Annotated in this window: 20 protein-coding genes and 1 tRNA gene; 14 read left to right on the top strand and 7 right to left on the bottom strand. The window is 42.1% G+C overall.

Features of this window, described 5'->3' with window-relative positions; genetic code table 11:
* Positions 1-5: 5 nt before the first annotated feature.
* The 8 genes from LEP1GSC050_RS11995 to LEP1GSC050_RS12030 all read left to right on the top strand — a co-directional run bounded on the left by LEP1GSC050_RS11995 (position 6) and on the right by LEP1GSC050_RS12030 (position 3,343).
* Positions 6-452: a DUF4870 domain-containing protein gene (locus LEP1GSC050_RS11995; protein WP_010571453.1), complete on the top strand. Its 447-nt coding sequence runs from the start codon at positions 6-8 to the stop codon at positions 450-452.
* Positions 406-837, top strand: a complete 432-nt coding sequence (locus LEP1GSC050_RS12000; RefSeq protein WP_010571454.1) for a hypothetical protein — start codon at positions 406-408, stop codon at positions 835-837. The genes LEP1GSC050_RS11995 and LEP1GSC050_RS12000 overlap by 47 nt, the downstream gene beginning before the upstream one ends.
* 8 nt (positions 838-845) lie before the next feature.
* Positions 846-922, top strand: a tRNA-Arg gene (locus tag LEP1GSC050_RS12005).
* A gap of 233 nt (positions 923-1,155) precedes the next feature.
* Positions 1,156-1,335 (top strand): hypothetical protein, encoded by a 180-nt coding sequence (locus tag LEP1GSC050_RS12010; protein ID WP_010416321.1) that lies wholly within the window; start codon positions 1,156-1,158, stop codon positions 1,333-1,335.
* Positions 1,319-1,795 (top strand): WbuC family cupin fold metalloprotein, encoded by a 477-nt coding sequence (locus tag LEP1GSC050_RS12015; RefSeq protein WP_010571455.1) that lies wholly within the window; start codon positions 1,319-1,321, stop codon positions 1,793-1,795. Before LEP1GSC050_RS12010 ends, LEP1GSC050_RS12015 begins: the two co-directional genes overlap by 17 nt.
* Positions 1,796-2,206: 411 nt before the next feature.
* Positions 2,207-2,332 carry a hypothetical protein gene (locus LEP1GSC050_RS21220; RefSeq protein ID WP_020987666.1) on the top strand — a complete coding sequence of 42 codons (126 nt, stop codon included), beginning with the start codon at positions 2,207-2,209 and terminating at the stop codon, positions 2,330-2,332.
* Positions 2,325-2,606: a hypothetical protein gene (locus LEP1GSC050_RS12025; protein WP_010571457.1), complete on the top strand. Its 282-nt coding sequence runs from the start codon at positions 2,325-2,327 to the stop codon at positions 2,604-2,606. Before LEP1GSC050_RS21220 ends, LEP1GSC050_RS12025 begins: the two co-directional genes overlap by 8 nt.
* Positions 2,607-2,632: 26 nt before the next feature.
* A complete protein-coding gene (locus LEP1GSC050_RS12030; protein WP_010571458.1) occupies positions 2,633-3,343 on the top strand; it encodes a lysophospholipid acyltransferase family protein in 711 nt (236 codons plus the stop codon).
* On the opposite strand, the gene dapF is transcribed toward LEP1GSC050_RS12030, so the two are convergent.
* Entirely contained in the window at positions 3,340-4,188 is an 849-nt protein-coding gene (dapF, locus tag LEP1GSC050_RS12035) for a diaminopimelate epimerase (protein WP_010571459.1), read from the bottom strand. The genes LEP1GSC050_RS12030 and dapF overlap by 4 nt on opposite strands.
* Positions 4,189-4,340: 152 nt before the next feature.
* On the opposite strand from dapF, the gene LEP1GSC050_RS12040 reads away from it, so the two are divergent.
* Positions 4,341-5,192: a class I SAM-dependent methyltransferase gene (locus LEP1GSC050_RS12040; protein WP_040911655.1), complete on the top strand. Its 852-nt coding sequence runs from the start codon at positions 4,341-4,343 to the stop codon at positions 5,190-5,192.
* A 5-nt stretch (positions 5,193-5,197) separates the two neighbouring features.
* On the opposite strand, the gene LEP1GSC050_RS12045 is transcribed toward LEP1GSC050_RS12040, so the two are convergent.
* Positions 5,198-5,965, bottom strand: coding sequence for an HAD family hydrolase (locus LEP1GSC050_RS12045; RefSeq protein WP_040911657.1), 768 nt, complete (start codon positions 5,963-5,965; stop codon positions 5,198-5,200).
* A gap of 104 nt (positions 5,966-6,069) precedes the next feature.
* Here LEP1GSC050_RS12045 and LEP1GSC050_RS12050 point away from each other — a divergent pair, with 104 nt between their 5' ends.
* The 3 genes from LEP1GSC050_RS12050 to LEP1GSC050_RS12060 all read left to right on the top strand — a co-directional run bounded on the left by LEP1GSC050_RS12050 (position 6,070) and on the right by LEP1GSC050_RS12060 (position 9,577).
* On the top strand, positions 6,070-7,680 hold the full coding sequence (locus tag LEP1GSC050_RS12050; RefSeq protein WP_010571462.1) for an NAD(P)-binding protein: 1,611 nt from the start codon (positions 6,070-6,072) through the stop codon (positions 7,678-7,680).
* Entirely contained in the window at positions 7,677-8,822 is a 1,146-nt protein-coding gene (locus LEP1GSC050_RS12055) for a hypothetical protein (RefSeq protein WP_010571463.1), read from the top strand. The genes LEP1GSC050_RS12050 and LEP1GSC050_RS12055 overlap by 4 nt, the downstream gene beginning before the upstream one ends.
* Before the next feature lie 383 nt (positions 8,823-9,205).
* Entirely contained in the window at positions 9,206-9,577 is a 372-nt protein-coding gene (locus LEP1GSC050_RS12060) for a VOC family protein (RefSeq protein WP_010416348.1), read from the top strand.
* An 86-nt stretch (positions 9,578-9,663) separates the two neighbouring features.
* Here the strand turns inward: LEP1GSC050_RS12060 and LEP1GSC050_RS12065 are convergent, their stop codons facing one another.
* Positions 9,664-9,867, bottom strand: coding sequence for a hypothetical protein (locus tag LEP1GSC050_RS12065; protein ID WP_010571464.1), 204 nt, complete (start codon positions 9,865-9,867; stop codon positions 9,664-9,666).
* A 71-nt stretch (positions 9,868-9,938) separates the two neighbouring features.
* Positions 9,939-10,670: an LIC10067 family putative lipoprotein gene (locus tag LEP1GSC050_RS12070; protein WP_020987405.1), complete on the bottom strand. Its 732-nt coding sequence runs from the start codon at positions 10,668-10,670 to the stop codon at positions 9,939-9,941.
* Between the two features lie 126 nt (positions 10,671-10,796).
* Here LEP1GSC050_RS12070 and LEP1GSC050_RS12075 point away from each other — a divergent pair, with 126 nt between their 5' ends.
* Positions 10,797-11,570 carry an enoyl-CoA hydratase-related protein gene (locus LEP1GSC050_RS12075; protein ID WP_010571466.1) on the top strand — a complete coding sequence of 258 codons (774 nt, stop codon included), beginning with the start codon at positions 10,797-10,799 and terminating at the stop codon, positions 11,568-11,570.
* A gap of 74 nt (positions 11,571-11,644) precedes the next feature.
* Positions 11,645-12,175, top strand: a complete 531-nt coding sequence (gene dcd / locus LEP1GSC050_RS12080; RefSeq protein WP_010571467.1) for a dCTP deaminase — start codon at positions 11,645-11,647, stop codon at positions 12,173-12,175.
* Here the strand turns inward: dcd and LEP1GSC050_RS12085 are convergent.
* The 3 genes from LEP1GSC050_RS12085 to LEP1GSC050_RS12095 form a co-directional block, all read right to left on the bottom strand.
* Positions 12,172-15,351, bottom strand: coding sequence for a SpoIIE family protein phosphatase (locus LEP1GSC050_RS12085; RefSeq protein WP_010571468.1), 3,180 nt, complete (start codon positions 15,349-15,351; stop codon positions 12,172-12,174). The genes dcd and LEP1GSC050_RS12085 overlap by 4 nt on opposite strands.
* A gap of 146 nt (positions 15,352-15,497) precedes the next feature.
* The gene (locus tag LEP1GSC050_RS12090; protein ID WP_010571469.1) at positions 15,498-16,436 is read right to left on the bottom strand and encodes a hypothetical protein; all 939 of its coding nucleotides are present in this window, start codon (positions 16,434-16,436) and stop codon (positions 15,498-15,500) included.
* Positions 16,437-19,616, bottom strand: a complete 3,180-nt coding sequence (locus LEP1GSC050_RS12095) for a SpoIIE family protein phosphatase (RefSeq protein ID WP_010571470.1) — start codon at positions 19,614-19,616, stop codon at positions 16,437-16,439.
* Between the last annotated feature and the right edge of the window lie 165 nt (positions 19,617-19,781).

A 19,781-nucleotide genomic window follows, 5' to 3' on the forward strand; every position in this document is an offset into this window, starting at 1 on the left:
CATAGATGTCCTCCCAGAGATTCAACACCCGGGAATTCCTGGAAGATTTAAAACGCCTCTTACAAGGGGATGATTATCCCAATTCATTCGCGGCAATTTCTTACATACCTTTCTTCGGATGGGCTTTGCCTTGGTTTTTTAGAAAGCAGCAGGAAATTTGCCGGTTTCACGCCGTACAAGCGATGAAACTAAATTCCGGATTCGTATTTTTGTATTTAGTAGTCTGGTTTTTACGGGAATTCCCGATTTTGAGTTCCATCTTAAAATTAATTAAAGCGAATCCAGTCGTCACCGACTTCTTAAGTTACACCGCTTGGTCGTTACTTACGATTTACAGTTTAATCGGCGCAATACAAGCCTACCAAGGTAAAAATTACGTACTACCTTTCTTCCCGGAAATAGAGAATGAAGTTCGAAAGATACTCGGAAAAATTCGCGGAACTCAAGGCTAAGCTCCTTGTACTTTCCAAACCTTACCTGAATCAGGCCAAGGAGTTTCTCAACTCCGAAACCTTCAGAGTTTACTTAGTAACTCTGCCTTTGTTCGGAAATTGGTTAATCGGCTTCACATTTTATTCGAAGCAACCGGAAGTTTTGCGTCATGCAAAACTTTCGTTTTTAAATACTCTGTACTTTATCGGATTCGTATTTTTGTCCTGGGTTCTTTCTTGGATTCCTTGGGTAGGGTCTTGGTTGGGAAATATTTCTCACTTGGCCGGTATATGCGTCTACATCGGTCTTTCCGTTTTCTTGCTATACAATTACTCCAAGGGAAAAAAACTGGTCCCGAAACTCCCGGCAGAGCATTTGGCTCTCTTGGAGCAAAAGCTTTTCTAGCTGCATCCGCGCCCTTAGCTCAGATGGATAGAGTATTTGACTACGGATCAAAGGGTCGGAGGTTCGAATCCTTCAGGGCGCGCCACTTTTTCCTTTCTTAATCCGAAGAAAATCATTCCTTTCATTTTCTCTTCACTAGCACTTTTTAAAAAGCGAACCTAAGTAAATTCCTGAAACTGCTCTTAAAGCGGCCCAAATCTAAATAAGTGACATAATTCATAGAAAATTGACCTAAATTCTCTTTTTTCTTTCGGTAAAACTTGACATCTATACTGAGTCTCAAAAACGATAGTATTAGTTAGGATCGAGATTTAATAGATGGAAAAGTGTCATTGCGCCCAAGTAAAGTTTGAGGCAATCGTGCAAACTGCTATCTCCGAAGGAAAGGATTATCGCGACGTAGTTAAAGCCTGTGGAGCCGCGGAAACTTGCACTGCATGTAAAGAATATCTTATCGCCTATTGCGAAGATAAACTGCAACTTGCGCCCGCTCAATAGACAGCTCATCGACGAGGAGCTATTCCAGAAACTCCTGCATGACGCTTCCAATTCACCTCGACGCAGAGTGAATCGAAACTTTCATGAACTTTCCGAATCATACCAGCGATTCCTGAACGTTCTCACCCGAGAAACCTACATCCAAGTCCATCGACACAAAAATCCTCCGAAGCCGGAAACATTCATAATCTTACGAGGTAGATTGGGTTTCATTCTCTTTAATGAGGATGGCTCCATTCAAGAAAAGCACGTATTGAGCTCCGAAGGACCTGTTTTTGGTATAGACGTTCAGCCGGGAGTTTACCATTCGATCGTATGCCTTTCCCAAGAATGTATCTGCTTTGAAGGAAAATCAGGTCCTTATGATCCTCAAACGGATAAGGAATTTGCGATTTGGTCGCCGTCCGAATCCGATCCTAAGAAAACAGAATATTTGGAATTTCTTAGAAATCTATTTTAAACTCGAAAATCGATCACTACCATATGGCCGCTCTTAACCGATCCTTCCCAAAATACCGGAATCATGTCCGTTATTCCTGCAAAGGTTAAAACATCCGAACAAAAGTCCGGGCATAACCTTGCAGGAAAAGAATTAGCCTTTTTCAAACTAACGCCTTTCGTTCGAATCGAAGAGAATTTCGTACAATTCACGGATCTTTCTTAAATTCCGACCGGGAAGGGTCGGGAAAGGAATAATCCTAGCTTCGCTCTTCGCCGTACTAATATTTTTTTTATCTTCCGGTTCCAACGTATTATGTCCGTTAAAACGGGGGAGATTTTCTCTCTCCATGTTTTATAGATTCGGAAAATCAAGGTCCCGAATTCAGTGCAAGCTGCGAGATTTTTCTTGTATCGAATCGGAAAAACCGGTTTGAAATTTACTAAAACTGTTGCCATAGTATTTTCCTGGGCAAACATGCGAAAGGTTCGGGTGGAAGCGATGCTGAAAACCGATGCCGCTTCTATTCCCGTTGATGGAAAGGAAAGTTATGCCTGAGTTCGATCAAATTGATCTGATGAACTACGCCGTTTACGGCAACGAACACGACCCTGAATGGGTTGAGATTCGAAATTATATTCGCTCCAATGCTGGAGCTCAGAAGGAGTATGAGGAGATGAAGAGAAATCTCGCCTCAATACAACCTCGGAGAAAGCATCGGGAGTCTGGAAGACCACAGTTCGGGGAAAAAAACCCGAACGACTCTCAATCCGGCATTCAAAATCCGAATGATTCGGATAAGAAATGGTGGAACGTATTTTTGGGAGATTAGTTCTCTTAAAATAAGGAATCCGAACTGTGGAAAAAGAGGCAAAAGCTTATCTTACAATTAGAAATTTCGTCGCACCGTTCATCGGATTGGCGGTAAATATCACCGCATATGGTACGGAAAACATTGTTTCTAACGGAAAGTTAATCTTAGTCTGTAATCATCGCTCGGATATGGATCCGTTCATTCTTTCTTACACATTCCCGCGGTTTATATCTTGGGTCGCCGCCGAATACACGTTCAGAATACCGATCTTTAGGGATCTTGCTAAGATAGCGGGAGGAATTCCGATGTCGGTGGATGGAAAAATTTCTCTAGCTTCGATTAAAATGATTCAACAGGTGTTTAAGCGTGGAGACGTCTTAGGAATTTTTCCGGAAGGTCATGACTATATGGTTCGGAACGATTTTAAGAAACCTATGATTGATTTTCATGAAGGTTTTGCAGCATTCTCGATCCGTAATAAAGTCGATATCCTCCCTTGTGTGATCATACCGATAGAGGAAAGCTATTCCGATATACCCATTCCTCCGATCGTACGTAGCTTTATGGGAATGCCGAAAGACGTTTGCGAAATCAAGAAGCGGGCAATATATAAGAAAGTTAAAGTAGTTTATGGAGAAAAAATCGATCATACTCCGTACCTCGCCGGGTCTTTGGACGAGAATCTGAAGCGATTATCCGACGAAGTCCGTAAGAGAATGTTGACGCTAATGGAAGGTCAGTACGCGGAAGCCTAAATCTCAACCGTTCCGGTAAATACTTCTTTTGCCGGTCCCGTCATAAGCACATGATCGTTTTCGAGCCATTGAATTCTCAAGCTTCCTCCTCTTAGGTCGATTCGAACATCTTTCCCTGCTCTACCGCTTAAGTGAGCTGCAGTCATAACGGCGCAGGCACCTGTCCCGCAAGCTAGAGTTTCCCCTGCACCTCGTTCCCAAGTCCTCTGATACAAATGATCTTTTCCTCTGAGACTGACGAATTCTACGTTCACTTTTCTCGGGAAAAGTTCGATTTTGTTTTCTATCAACGGCCCGATTTCTCTCACAGGGAATGTATCCGGATCATCGACGAAAATTACACAATGAGGATTGCCCATACTAACTGCCGTGAATTTTAAATTCTGACCGGCAATATCGAGAAGTTGATCAACGATCGGGTTTTCGTTCTTCCATTTTACCGGAATTTGAGCCGGGACAAGAATCGGTTTACCCATGTCGACGGAAACTAACTCTACTTTGTTATTTTGACCTACGGTCAAATCGACTTTCAAGAGTCCGGCTCCGGTTTCAATAATAGGATTTTTCTTCGTAGTTAGTCCGTGATCGAATACGTATTTTGCGACACAACGAATTCCGTTTCCACACATCTCGGATGAGGAACCATCCGCGTTATACATATCCATTTGGAAGTCGCCATTAGTCGAGCTTCGAATGAAAATAACGCCATCTCCTCCGATTCCAAAGTTTCGATCCGAGAGTTTTTGAATTTGCTGCGGATTCAATTTAAGTTCATTAGAAGTGGCATCGATGTAAATGTAATCGTTGCCGATCCCTTCCATTTTTGTGAACTGAACTTTTGCCAAAGGAAACTCCTATTTACAAATATATTCTATTTATCCATGCTTGATTTTGTTCCCTGGCAAGAAAATCGAAAAAGCTCGAAGGGCCCCGTGTTTTTTGCTGGAACATAAGAGTTGAAATCCGAATAGTTAGGCAAACTAACATGATACTACCGATGAATCGCACATGTTATTTGTGTGGAAATGAAAAAAACGTTATACTCTTTATCGAAAAAGGGATTCCTATCGTCCGCTGCTCCAATTGCGGACACGTATTTTCCACGTTCAAGCAAGACGAACATTATCAATGGTATTGGGGTGAAGAAATAGGCTATGACCTAACTTGGTGGGATGTAGCCCATCGTGAAATTTACAAAAATTTTATAGATAAGTTTCTACTCTCTGCTCAGGGCCGAATTTTAGATGTCGGCTGCGGTTTAGGTTTTTTTATTAAAACAATCAATGACAATAGACCGGGATGGGAAGCTGTCGGCTACGACGTCTCTGAGAAAGCGATTGATTATGCCAAAAATAGAAACCATTTAAAAGACGTCCATTCTGGAATCGTTCAGCTTAGTAACCTACCTAAAGCGAGTTTCGATATCATTACCCTTTGGGACGTGATAGAACACATCCCTCGACCTCACAGTTTGATCGAATACTTATTCTCATTACTGAAACCGAACGGATTCCTATTTTTGCAAACGCCCAATTTCCCCGTTCAACTGATCAAAGCCAGACTGAAAGTTATGTTTTTCGGAATGAAACCAAACAACCACTATCTTGAGGCAAAAGATCATATAAATAATTACTCGGAAAGAACCTTGAAATTTCTCGCCAATCAGTGCGGGTTCTCCTCCGTAGAGTTTACGATGCTAAAACCGATTGCGTCAATCTCCGGGATGAAGTCCGTGATCGGGGCACCGTTAAAGAAAGCCTTTTATTTTATTACGCTCCTGATTTGGCATTTATCGTTTCGAAAGGTAAATATCAACCTCACTTTATTTACGCTGCTCCGGAAAAAATAAGCGGCTTACCGAGTAACCACGCGGCCTGAATCAAGACTTAATATAAAATTCAATCCCGCTTCCAAGCTTGGAGATTCCCAATACTCTCCAAGCTTATGAATCTTCTTTTCCATTACGATATTTCCGCCTTTTTTATTCTGGAGGATGGAGCATATATAGATGGCATTTATTCCGAAATGAAGCGCCCCTTCGATATCGCCTTCAAACGAATCACCGATCATATATGCGGGATGATTCTTTCTCGAATCGAATTCCATGGCTTTTTCAAAAATAATACGTGCGGGCTTTTCTGCACCCGCTTCTTGAGAAGTCATCAGTTTATAAGGAAAGGATTTTGGAAATAGAACGGTCAATTTCAAGATCTGAGTCCTGAGATTCTCGTTCGTTAGCAGGATTATATCCCGACTCTCCGCTATTTGAGTAAGAAGACGTAGGATTTTATTAAAGTCTTTCTTATTCTTAAGTTTCCATTCTTTGATTCCATTTAGAAAATATCGAAAGTATAAAGCTTCCAATCGAAGCACCCATTTAGGTTCCGTTCTCCCAAAGAGTGATTCCGACATTTTCTTAAAATAAAGTATTCTTAATTGGTTGGTCGGGTTCTTAGGCAGATCTCGTTTCGTTTCGTTTCGTGCCATATTATAGAACTGCCGAAATTGATTGGAATTTGTGAATCCGAATTCCTTCGCATTCTTCTCCAATCGTTTAATGGTCGTTTCATAAATCGCAACCGAATCAAAGAGAGTATTATCCAAATCTAGGAGAAGTGCCATAAGGGAAATTTTTTCGCTCAGTAACAAATGCCAAGGACAATACGAAAACATTCTTTCTTTTCCTTGCACTTGCGATCCGCTGAAATAAGATACGATTGCTCCATATGAATCACGACGTTTTTTCTAGAAAAGTATTCCTTTCTACACTCGTTGCCTGCGCTAGCCTTCTCGGACTCGCTGGAATTCTTAAGATTCGCAAACAACCCATCGACGGCTCTATCCTAGGACCGGACAAAAATCTAGGTCATAAACTTCGTAGTTCTTCTCAGGTTACGAGTTCAAAGACGGACTCGATTAAGACCAAAGTATTGATTGCTGGAGGAGGCATATCGGGTCTTTCGGTAGGATATTATCTCAAAAAATCGGGGTTCGATGATTTTCTCATTTTGGATTTGGAAAAGGAAGCCGGAGGAAATTCTCGCTATGAAGAGCGCTCCGGATTCAAATTCCCTTGGGGCGCCCATTACCTTCCCCAACCCGGTAAGGAAGCGGTACTTGTTCGAAAATTTTTGGAAGATATCGGACTCGTCGTCGGAAAAGATTCCGATGGAGACCCGATTTATTCCGAGACTTCCCTCTGTTTCGATCCGGATGAACGTCTTTTCTATCAAGGGAGGTGGCAGGCAGGACTCTTTCCCCGTCGTTCGGGCGAACCGGACGAGCAAGAATATAAGTTTAAACGTCTACTTGCTTTCTGGAAAAATCAAACCGGACGCGATGGAAAAAAACCTTTCACGATTCCGATAGACTTATCTTCGAGAGATCCGGTATTTTTAAAACTGGATACTATTCCCTTTGCTACCTATCTAAAATCGGAAGGGATTCATTCCCCGGAAATTCTATGGTATGCCGATTACTGCGTAAGAGACGACTACGGCGGAAATTCGGAAAGCATCTCGGCTTGGGCCGGCCTTCATTATTTTTGTTCCCGTCCACACGACGAAGGAGAATTTCCAAGCGTCTTAACATGGCCGGAGGGAAACGGATTTCTTATGGAGAAACTGAGGTCTAAATCGAAGGATCATATTCGAACTTCTCAATTAGTCCAAAGAATCAGAAAGTCTTCGAAAAAATGGGAAACCGCAGTTTATGATAATCTCTCCCAAACGGTTACGAATTATATATCCGATCAGGTTGTGTATGCGCTGCCTTCGTTTACGCGAAAATATATCTTAGGGGAGCGAGATCCCTTCCTAAACGAATTACAGTATTCTCCTTGGTTAGTAGCGAACCTCTTCGTTGAAGAAGTTCCGGAAGGAAAAGGTCACCCACCGGCATGGGAGAATGTCATTTATAAAAGCGCCGGACTCGGATATGTAGTATCTACTCATCAAGATCTTAGAGCACAAAGACCCCAGTCCGTGCTTACATATTACCAAGAGTTCGGAGGGAAGGACACCGTTGCGTCTCGCCGACTCATGTTCGAAAAAACCTGGAAAGATTGGAAAGATCAAATCCTACTGGATTTGAAAAAACCCCATCCTAATATAGAGTCCCTCGTTTCGAAATTGGATATTATGACATACGCGCATGCAATGATTCGCCCGATTCCGAAATTTCTATGGAGCGGCATTCGCGAAAAATTGGCGACTTCTCATGATGGGTTGCATTTTGCTCACTCCGATCTAAGCGGTCTCTCTATCTTTGAGGAGGCATTGTTTCGCGGGCACGAAGCATTCAAGAAAATTAAGCTCCAGATAGGAAAGGAAAGTTGACCGCCGACTCGAAGATCGCTAATTCATGGATCTTCTCTGCAAGATTCGATCTTCTTTGGATTATCGGTCCAGGAATTTTAGCTGTGCTTATTGCACTTCTTGTCCATTCCGTTGAGTTACCTCTAGTCATATTAGGCTCCGGTGCTTCCCGGACCAACGGTCAGGCCCTCCCGCCTTGGTTATGGTTGATTTTAATTCCAGGCCTTGATGTTTCTCACGTTTATTCTACGCTATTTCGAGCCTATTTCGACCGTCGACAGTGGCAAGAACGAAGATTTCTGCTAGCCGTGACGCCCCTATTTTGCTTTTTATTAGCTTTAACTATCTATTCATTCGGAAAACTGGTTTTTTGGAGAGCCATGGCTTATCTAGCGGTATTCCATTTCATCAGGCAGCAATACGGATTTTTAGCTCTCTATTCTCGCAAGGAACCGTTTCACTTCAAGGTATTCCCGTTTAGCTGGGACAAATTCACTCTATACGTTATCACGGTGATTCCAATCCTTTACTGGCATGTCGTTCCTAACGGGCGCAATTTCGAGTGGTTTATGGACGGGGATTTTTATTCCCTCCCAAATTCATTATTGGCGAATATTATTCTTTGCTTGTATTGGTCTTGGATCGTAGTTTATTTATTATCTTTGATTTATACGTTCGTAAAAACTCGAAGTGTTTCCTGGCCCAAGAATCTGCTTTTGCTTAACACCGCCTTAGTTTGGTACGTAGGTATCATCGCCTTAAATGATGATTTAAGTTTTACGATTACGAACGTAGTTAATCATGGAATTCCATACATGGCGCTAATTTTCCTTTACGGAAAATATAGGAGAAAGAATTTCTCATCCTTTTTTTATAAGGCGTTCGCAAATACTACGACCGGAATTATCGTATTCGCTGCTACTCTTCTATTATTCGCCTATTCCGAGGAATGGCTATGGGATACTTTCGTTTGGAAAGACCACTCTGAAATTTTTGGGAACGCTTCATTGATAAAAACCGGATTAGGAAAGGGCTTGGAAGTTATCTTGGTTCCTTTGTTCTTTCTCCCCCAGTTTACACATTATGTGCTGGATGGATTTCTGTGGAAGGTAAGCGATAAAAACCGGGAACTCAGGGATTTTTTCGGAATTTCAAGAGTATAACAAAAAAGTTTCGGATCTTAGATTCGTAGCCGGTTTAGCCGGACGACGAAAGACCTTTAAGTTTTAAGTAATTTTCTCGGATTCACCAGCTAATATGACTCATGCGCAGAAGATGAAACGTTGTTTGTGACAACTCACGATCTTATCCAGGAATAAAATCTTTCTCTTATGTATGAAATTATGAATCTGGGATGGTTCCGAATTAGAATCGCTATTTATTCATTAAAAAACCGATAAATGCAAGGATATTTTTCCCGGTTCCCCCGCGCCCATCTACGCTCGGAAGGAGGCTTTGAAAAACCGGAGTAAACTTGCGGTTTTCCGATAGACAAGCCCGGTTTTCCCCTCATAATGACTAAAAAAGAAAATAGGGATCCGCATCCATGATCATCGTAGAAGGAATCGACTATATCGTAATACCCACTGGAGACCTCGATAGCTCCGTGAAGTTCTATTCCGAGTTGTTCGATTTTGAAACCATCGAAGAACGGACCGGAGAATTTGCTATCATTGGTTTGGATTCCGTGAATATCAAATTGCTTCATACCAACGGTACTAAGGGTGCTTTGAGCGAAGCCAAATCTCCCGTATTGAGTTTTGTTTTGGATGTAGATGATTTTACGGAAGCAATCGTAGAACTCGAATCTAAATCCGTTCAGATCGTAAGGGGTCCGGAAGCAAGAGACGGTGGAGAATTCCTCCATTTCCTAGATCCTTCCGGTAATATTTTAGAAATTAACTACAAAGAAAGCTGAAAGCTTAGCTTTCTCCGTTTAACGGATCTGTTACAAAAAAGCCCTCTTGTAGAGGGCTTTTTTTATGCCAGTAACTGAAATTGGGGTTAAGAGACTTTGTCGATGAAAGCGCCCTTAATTTTATACATATCGCCGGTGTAATCCAAACTAGTCGCTTTCCGATCTACCGTATTGGCCTGTTTATTCTCGTACGGTTCGCTCAAAGCGAGCCCTTCCGTCTTTGGAATCTTACGTGAATCCGCGATATTCTTTTCGGGCAATCCAAGTTTTATAGAAGAGACTATATTCATTTTCCCCTCACCCACTTAATACTACCTTTGTTTTTAAAAAAACCAATCTTTTTTCTATCGGAATTACTTCATTATTGGAAGGAAATATCGCAGGTTCCGGTTCCGGCCGTTATGAACATCTGAACGGTATAATAGGTCGGAAAATTAATGATCGGTTGATATACCCAGCTAGACGGATTTGAGAGCGTTCCTAGATTCGTTTGTGAACAAGTCGGAGAAAAATAGGTTACCGCCGTATAAGTGTCGCAGCCGATCTTAACGTTTGTCGGCCCGGTTAAATTAAGATCGATACGAACTGCATGAGTTTCTACCTGCCCGTTGATTTGGAATTTCTTGGACGTTGGATAAGTAATCCCTAATTCGGCCCCATATTGGTTCTGGTACGCTTTGTAACAGTCGATATAAAACTTAGTGCCGTAACAGTTTGTAGCCCCATTCAGATTCAAAGGATCGCAAATAACGATACCGCTGCTTTTCATTACGTAAAGTAATCCGGTAGATGCACCCGCAGGAACGTTCGCAGTAATTTGAGTGGAAGTTGCGGTGAGGAGAGGAGTTGCTACTCCATTTATAGTGACGCTGGATTGCGTGATATCGGTTCCGAAATCTCGTCCTGTAATGGTAATTAATGTCGGCAAATACGGAGATATCGGAGGCGAACCTGAGGGTGGATTAATGCTTGTAATAACCGGATTCCCGATTCCAAGCTGAGAGGCCAAATCGGTATGCTTTGTTTGCTGGCAGTATAATATCCCCGTAGTGAGAATAAATATGATTAGGATGTTTTTACCGAGAGTCTGCATTTTCCCTATCCTAGAACCGTCAGCACGGTAGGCTTTTGCTTGCCGGATTGGAAAAATCCCGCAACCTACCCTATTATCGGACGAAAGAGTCCCGCTAGGAATAAGATTTTTCCGGAGATCGAACCAATGAGCCAAATCGTTCTTTATTCTATCAGTGAAAATATAGCAACCATATCCTTAAATCGACCGGATAAAAGAAATGCAATATCCCGGGAACTTCTTGATTCTTTTATGTCCCTTATTGAAAAAGCGGCCATGGAGCAAAAAATTCGAGCTCTCATTATCCGGGGAGAAGGCCCGGTTTTCTGCGCTGGCGCCGACCTGAAAGAAAGAGAGAGTATGAGAGAGGAAGAAGTTCATTCGTTTTTGGATTCCGTCGGAACCAGCTTCAGATTTCTCGAAAAACTTCCCTTTCCGACGATTGCCGCGCTCGACGGGGATGCTTTCGGAGGGGGTTTAGAATTGGCTCTTTCCTGTGATTTTATTCTTTTGCGAGAAGGAGTCAAAGTAGGTCTCACCGAGACTGGATTAGGAATTATCCCCGGAGCCGGGGGAACGCAAAGACTTCCTCGCCGCATCGGCGTTTCCAAGGCGATGGAAATGATCTTAACCGCTAAGATCCTGGATTCCAAAACTGCTCTCGAATATGGACTCGCGAACTTGATCGCTAAGACTTCGGCTTACGCGGAAGCAAATATTTTAGCGGAAACGATTTCCGAGAAAGGGCCGATTGCTATACGTCTTGCAAAGGCAGCTATCCGAGACGGAGAGGGATTAACGATAGAAGAAGCCCTAAAAATCGAAAGAATGCATTATAATAAAACCTTAGCAACTGAAGATCGAAAGGAAGCGCTATCAGCCTTTAAAGAAAAACGAAAACCGCAATTTAAAGGTAAATAATTCGCATAAAAAATTGAGGCTGGTAACTAACTGATTCCTAATATTGGCCATAAATCGGTCAAAGCGAGCTCGAGATGATCTTAACAGGCAAGGAAATAAAAAAACGTATCGGATCGGATATCGTAATCGATCCATATTCGGAAGATCGGCTAAATCCAAATTCGTACAATCTAAGATTATACAACGAACTATTGCAATATACTCATCTTCCTTTGGACATGAAGAAGCCTAACGATGCGGAAAAATTAGTTATCTTGGAATCAGGTTTGGAGTTAAAACCTGGAGTTCTTTATCTCGGTAGAACGGTGGAATACACGGAAACGCACAATCTGGTCCCTATGTTAGAAGGTCGCTCTTCCATCGGTAGATTAGGAATGTATGTGCATGTAACGGCCGGATTCGGAGACGTCGGCTTTAAAGGATTTTGGACTCTAGAGATCTCCGTAATCCAACCCTTAATTATTTATCCTAATGTGGAAATCTGCCAAATTTTTTATCATACTGTGGAGGGCGAGATAACAGAATACAAATCAGGAAAATACCAAGGAAACAAAGGGATTCAGACTTCGATGTTGTATAAAGATTTTGAAAACGGAAAGTATTAACTTTCCGAACGATCCCGTTCAATTAATCGAATCAGTTTAATAGCGTTTTCATTTTCGGGATCTCGATCGAGTGCCTTTCGAGCATAATCGATAGCCAACTCAAACTGTTCCGTCTGGCGATAAAGATCCGACAAATTTACCAAATTACTTCCGTTATCCGGCTGCAGTTCTTCCATCTTTTTTGCAGCCACAATCGCTTCATCCAAATGTCCGATTCTACGATTAGCAAGAGATAAGTAATACCAGTATTCTATCAAATCAGGATCTGAGCCGAGATACTTGCTAAGGACTTCCACGGCCTTGGCGTAATTCTTTCCCTTGAAACTCAGTAATCCGAGCAATTTGCTCACTTTCATATTGGCCGGATCCGCTTTATAGAGTGCGTCAAGAGATCTGACTGCCTCTTCCACTCTACCTTCTTGATAATCCTTTTTGGCATTCTTATATGCCGACTTCCAATCTCCCGTACCCACATAAGAATCATCTTCTTTTTCTTCGGATTCTTTCCCAGAGGGTAAATACTCGATCTTTAACAAGGAAAGATCGTCCGTCAGCTCTCCAAAACCGCGAATCTCTTCTTCGATTCTAACAAGATCTCCTTCTCCTTTTTCGACAAACTGAAGAAACAACATTTCATCTTCGTTGATTGTCCTGACTTCCTTTTCAGGGGTTAAGTCCAAATCGTCTTTCCCGTCGGACCCGATGATAAGCACGTCTCCGGGGACCAGATTTGTGGTTAAAACTTTAAATTCATATTCCGAATCTAAACCTATTTTTCGCAAAGTAAGGCCGCTTTCCACAAAGCCCGCTCTACCGTCGCGATAAAGAACGGTAAAAGGGTGTTCGGCATTAAAGTACCAGACCCTACCTGTATCCTCTTCAATCAAAAGGAAGGTCCCCGATATTACCATCGAACCATTAAAGGATTTGAATACGGATTGCATCTCGTGATAAGTGTCGGTTAACCATCCTTCCGGACTAGTGTCTAGTATTCTGTCATTTGCCGCCGAACGTGCCAGTATGGAGTTAATAACGACCCCCATAACCAATGACCCACCGGCTCCCTGCATGGATTTTCCCATTGCGTCGCCGTTCATCGCAAACGTATATCGTTTGAAATTATTCTCTTTACCGAGTCGTAAATTACCTGTGACGCAAATATCACCGCCGAGATCGGCCCGCTTGCCCTTAAACTCGAATTGTTTTTTCTGATGCAAAGTAAATTCGGTCTTAACTTTCGTCGATTTATTGGCGTTGTAAAATAAAGGTTTAGCAAGAAGGGAAGTCAGGAAGTAATCTCCATCCTGCTGGACTTTTAGCCTTTGTAATTCTTCCATCTTTTCCGAAAGTTCTCTCGTTCTTTCACGAACTTTATCAGCAAGATGCTCGGCATAATCCTGGAGTTCGCCTCGAGCCTGTCGAATCGAACTAACCATGCTATTGAATGAATCCGATAAAAAACCTATCTCGTCCTTGACTTCCACCGGAACTTGAACGTCAAGACTTCCGAGATTTACCTTTTCAACTCCGCTTAATAAGCGATTCAAAGGCGCGACCAAGCTCTGTCTGAAGAATAACGGAAACACGAATAGGATAACTACTAAAACGATTCCTAGTATAATCGTTTGCTTCATGGATGTTGGATGCATAAATTCCCGATAACCTCGGTAGGAATAACCGAGTTCGCTCGTTAAATCCTTTTCCGCGTCATAGTGAATATAGGCTACAAAGTGCTGATGCTCGTCTAAACTTTTACGATAATGTCTGCTTAAAGCCGGCTGAAACGGCCTAAGATATAAAAGTACTTCGGACTTTAATTCCCCGGGTAATAAGTCTCTGCCTCCCAATGAGCAATCTTTCCATTTAGAAAGAATATAATCTCGAAAATGAGATACGTCGGAAGCAGACCCTTTAAAGTAACTTTTCCCCTCCGAACAAAAATCGATCGGAAAGATATAATCCAGTTTGTTGGAAGCTACGAAAACATTTCTGTTGAGTCCAATCAGATATTTAAAGAGCCCAACTTTTAACTCCTTTCCGTCCAAACCTGGACTTTTTTTTAAAAAATCCGTGATGGAATTTTTGTATCCTTGAAAATATTCGTGAGTCCCGACCAAGTTTTTTTCAAGCTGCTTTCGAAAGCCCTCTTCCGGTAAAACCTTTATTCTTTCAAAAAGCTCGGTATTCTTAAAGTCCGTTTCTAATTGGGAAAGTCTAAGATCGAACGCTTGATTATATCGAGAATAGTCTATGGGTTTGTCCGAGCCTTCCCATTTGACGACGTATTCCATACCGGGAACTTGGTGACCGCCTTCTAAGATACGTTCCATATTTACGATACTCTTCGTATCATATTCGGTCTCTTTATCCTGGTTGGATATGAAGACCAGTGACTGCACGATCAACATCACCGTTACAAAAGTAATCCCGACGATCTTGATCATAAATGTCGTTTTTTCTTCGCTGAAATTCAGGAAGATTACTAGTATTAAGAATATCGAAAGAGTGATGAGAAGAACCATAGAAGTCAGAAAGGTCGACCGTTCGATTACTCCATCCCGACTCATTATATTCGTTAAAGCCGGGATAACTCCGCCAACCAACATCGAAACCATAAAAGCTGCGATTGCGAATCTGACTCTCCCTTTCGTTACGATCATTCTCCAAATAGGAATAACTAAAAAAGAAATAAGTACAAAAGCTCCGATGATCAAAGCGATTGTTCTAGATACTTTTTCCGCATTAAAATCCCAGTGATGGGCGGTAAAATGGTATTTTTTGGGGGAGTTCCAAGTTACATAGAAGAAGCCGATCGATGCGATTACCGCAACGATATACATACCGATTAATAATCCCTTAGATACTTTCGGCTGCGTATCCTGAGGGTATCGAGCTAGAAACTGACCCAAATGTAAAATAGCCGGTAAAATGAATCCGACAGTCATCCACCGATGATACGCGGCCAACGGATGATAAATGATCGCCGCAATGAAATAACCTAACCATAAAAAAGAGAGAAATAACGCCCCTAAAGCGAGATGTCTAGTGCTTGAGGAACGTCCCTTTAAGAACAGAAAGAATAGGGATGCGAGGAATACGGTGAGAAAGGCTAAAAGACTTCCGAATGAATAATAGTTAAGGAGAAGGTCTTCTTTGAGGATTGTTAATAATTCCATTTTTAGCCGACTCGACTTCTACGAAGCGAAACGCAGAGTTCGAATGGTTTATTCTAGCGGTACTAATTATCTTATCAAACGAAAAACAAAAAACGTCCCTGAAAGCTCCTAAGCCTAACGATTGTTTTAAGATAAAACAGCGTTCGTTAAAGAGCCTCCCAATCTCGCAGGTTGGAAAAGGATTTTATCGGGTAAGATAGATACTTTCCAGGAAAGAGCCATCCCTTTAGAATCTGTTCCCAATTCTTAGCTTTTAATCTAAGCAAAACCTTTAATACCGCGTCGGTGTCCGGAACGTCAGTGGTCGCGAGAATTCTTAAAAAGGACCGGTAGCCCTCAGACCCTAGCTCCTTATACAAAATTCCCTGTAAGCGAACGGACTTCGAATACATCCACGCGCCCACTCGCGGGTCGGCCGATTGGAAATCCGCGCCGAGAGGATGATCGTTTTTCGAAGGCGGCTCGCCTAATTCCCATTCATCGTAAATCGACATGAGCTCTTGCTGATTGAGTCGCAAATATCCCTTTTTTGCAAGCAAGTAGGGAAGAAAGGAAACGATACCTTCGCTTAGCCATAAAGGTTCTATAAAATAATAATGACCTAATTCATGAAGCAAAAGGGCCGGATAACCGATCGGAACCAGACCGGATTCCAGATAAATTCCCAAGTCCTTTCCAAGTTCACCGGAAACATTATTATAACCGCCGATTCGGGTTCCGTTTAAAAATACGCTTTCTTTTAAAACCAAACGAACTCGGTTTCTTTCCTTCGGAGGTAGACTTTTGAATATCGGTGCCGCCGCTTGATGAAAGAAGATCCCGGTGTAGGATTCATAAGCATCAAGCAGATCCCTTGTTTTTTCAAAGGCGTAACGGTCCCATTGTTGGGCCGAAGTTTCGTTCTGAATCGTTACAAGGATATCCCCGCCCCGCAATTTAAGAGGATATTCTCTATCGGATCTGACCCGGATTTTGGAAGTAGGACTTTGAGCAAAACTAGAAAATCCAAAAACCAGAAGAATTGCAGCTAAGAGGAATCGCCTTACTCCACCGGATAATAATTTCCCATTTGCGGGAGCCGACAATCAGCGGTCCCTCTCTATCAGTCGGATTAATTTATGGGCGTTCTCGTTTCCGGGTTCGCGTTGTAAAATTTTCCGAGCGTATTCTTCGGCGCGATCGTACATTTCCATCAATCTGTATATATCCGCCAAATTAACCAAATTGGAAAGATTATCAGGATCGACTTCCAATAGTTTCAAACTAGCGGAAAGAGCTAGATCGTATTTTCCCATTTTCTTATTCGCGATCGATAGATAAAACCAGTACTCGTGCAGATCAGGATCGGATCCCAAGTAATTGTTCAATACTTCCACCGCAGTTGCGTAGTCTTTGCCTTTAAAACTGAGCAGACCCAAAAGCTTATTCAACTTCTGATTAGCGCTGTCGTGCATGTATCCGGTTTTCAAAAGATCCAGAGCTTCTTCTAGGCGACCCGTCTTATATAGTTTACGAGCTTCCTCGTAAACCGAATCGGTATTGAGCGCCTTATCGATATGATCGGCATCATCGAAAATATCTTCGATCTCGTCCTTCTTCGGTTCGGTTTGAAATTCGATTTTAAGGAGGGACAAGTCGTCCGTTAGTTCGCCGGTTTTACGAATCTCGGTCTCGATTTCTTCCAGGTTAGCTTTGGCCTTTTCCACATGCCGTAGAAACAGCATTTCGTCTTCATTGATCGTCCGAATGGTTTCATCCGGAGTTAAATCCACATCGTCGCGACCGTCAGAGCCGAGAATGAGAACGTCCCCTTTTTTTAGCTGGATAGTGTGCACTTTAAAATCAAATTCGGAGTCCAAACCCAATTTCCTGAGAGTAAGTCCTTCCTCGATGAAGCTCGCCTTTCCGTCTCTATATAGTACGGTAAACGGGTGCTCCGCATTAAAGTACCAACATTTTCCCGTTTCATCTTCAACGAGATAAACACAGGCAGAAATTACCATCGAACCGTTAAAGGACTTAAATACGGAATGAATTTCATGATAAATATCCCCAAGCCATTGCTCAGGGGTTGTTTCTAAAATTCTATTATTTGCCGCAGAACGCGCGAGGATCGAATTCATTACGACTCCCATTACAAGTGCACCGCCCGCTCCTTGCATGGATTTTCCCATCGCATCCCCATTCATAGCAACGGTGAATCTTTTGAAAGAATCGGGTCGACCTAAACGGAGATTTCCGGTTACGCAGATATCGCCGCCAAGATCCGAATGTTTTCCACGAAATTCAAACTGTTTCTTTTGACGAATAATGAATTCAGTAGCTACGTGCTTGGACTTATTCGCATTGTAAAATAAAGGTTTTGCTAATAGAGAAGTAAGGAAGTAGTCCCCGTCTTGTTGTACTTTAAGACGTTGAACTTCTTCCATCTTTTCCTGTACTTCTTTGGTTCTTTCTTTGACTTTTTCCTCTAGATTTTCGGCATAATCCTGTAATTCTCGGCGAGCCTGTTTAATCGATGCCACCATCGCATTAAACGAATCCGCTAAAAATCCGATTTCATCCCGGACTTTCACCGGAACGACTACATCTAAATCTCCTTTATTGACCTTTTCCACCCCTGCCAATAACCCGTTGAGCGGATCGACCAAACTACTCTTAAAGAAAAGCGGGAAGAGAACCAGCACCACAAAAATTACGATTAGCAAGATGATCGTTTGCTTCACCGCGGTTGGATGCATGAACTGACGATAAACCAGGTAAGAAAAGCCTACTTCACTCATCTCGAGAGTTTCAGGCGAGAATTTCATAAAAGCAACGTAATGACCGTTACCGTCTCGACTCCTCCGGTAGTGACGCGTCTCACTCGGTTTAAAATAACGAAAATACCGGAGGACTTCTTCTCTGAGTTGCACATCGGAAAGTTGCTTTCCGTCCCAAAGACAGTTCCCAGACCAATGTGAGAAAATTTCCTTTTTATGAGATTCGCTTCCGAGAGAATCTATAAAAGCACGCCCTTTTTTACAAAAATTCCCGCCTACAACACCTTCTAAACGATTCGTGGCTATAAAAGCTTGCTTATTCCATTTTTCCGCTTCGCCTAGGATAGCCGCCTTCAATTCGCCATCGGACAATTGCGTATTTTGAGCGATAAATTCTAAAATTTGTCTCTTGTAACCGCCGAAATATGTATGAGTTTTTTCTAATACTTCCTGTAATTTTGAGCGGAAATTTTTTTCGTCTAAATTTCGAATCTCTTCGTAGATTGTAACGTTTTGAAGATCGATTTCCACCTGCATAAGATTTAAATCTATTTTCTTGTCGTATTCGCCCGAAAGGAGACTGTTTTTATTATCGTTCCAGCGGATAATATATTCTATATCTTTTGTCTTTACGCCATTCTCTATCGCTCGTTCTATATTTACCATTTTAAGACTGTCATATTCAGCATCCTTCTCCTGGCTGGATATGTATACGAGCGCCTGCATGATCAAACAAATCGTGAAGAGTGTGATCCCGACGATTTTTACCATGAACGTAGTTCTTTCCGCACTATTATTGATGAATGCGATCGCCAAAACGGAAAAAGCCGCGACAAAGAAAATGACGTTCGAAGTCATATAAGTCGAACGCTCCATCGCACCGTCCCGACTTATTACGTTCGAAATATTCGGGTATATGGCTGCGATTAAAAATCCGATCGTAAACATCAAAAGAGCAATTCTTCTTTTATCTTTCGTTACGATGACTCGCCAAGTCGGTATGATCAAAAATCCGACGATGGATTCTATTGCGATCACAATTGCCAAGTATCGACTCGCATCGTACGCGTTAAAATCCCAATGATGCGCAGTGAAGTGATAAATGTTTTCGGAAATGGCAGTTAGATAAATAAAGAAAGTAACTACGATTATAATTATGGAGTACTCGACGATCAAAACCCAGCGAGCTAATCGTTGGTTGCTATTTCCGGGAAACCTAAGTAGGAACTGAGTGAAATGAGCCAGCGCCGGAAGAATAAAGCCACCGGTAATCCATCTATGATAGGAGGCAAAAGGATGATACAAGAATGCAGCTACGAAATAGCCCATCTCGAAAAAAGTAAAAAGTAGGAAACCAATTCCTAAATGAGTCGTAGCGACCGTTTTATTCTTTAAAGTAAGAAAGAAACTCCCGAGAAAGAAGGTAGTCAATGTGACTAATAAACTTCCAAAAGAATAATAGTTAAACAGGACCAAGTCCCAAGAGATTGTATCTAATCCCATAAACTCCTAAGGTCGATCTCAAACTTGCGACTTTGAAGATCGACTTCGACCGATTCTATGTCTTTGGTACGGCTCCTTCCAATCCCAGAGGCGGAAGAAATCGCGGAAAAACGATTTAAGCTTTCACTATCAATTTGAAAAGGGAAAAATCAATAGAAAAATAGT

Source organism: Leptospira broomii serovar Hurstbridge str. 5399, assembly GCF_000243715.2.
GTDB classification, from domain to species: Bacteria; Spirochaetota; Leptospiria; order Leptospirales; family Leptospiraceae; genus Leptospira_B; species Leptospira_B broomii.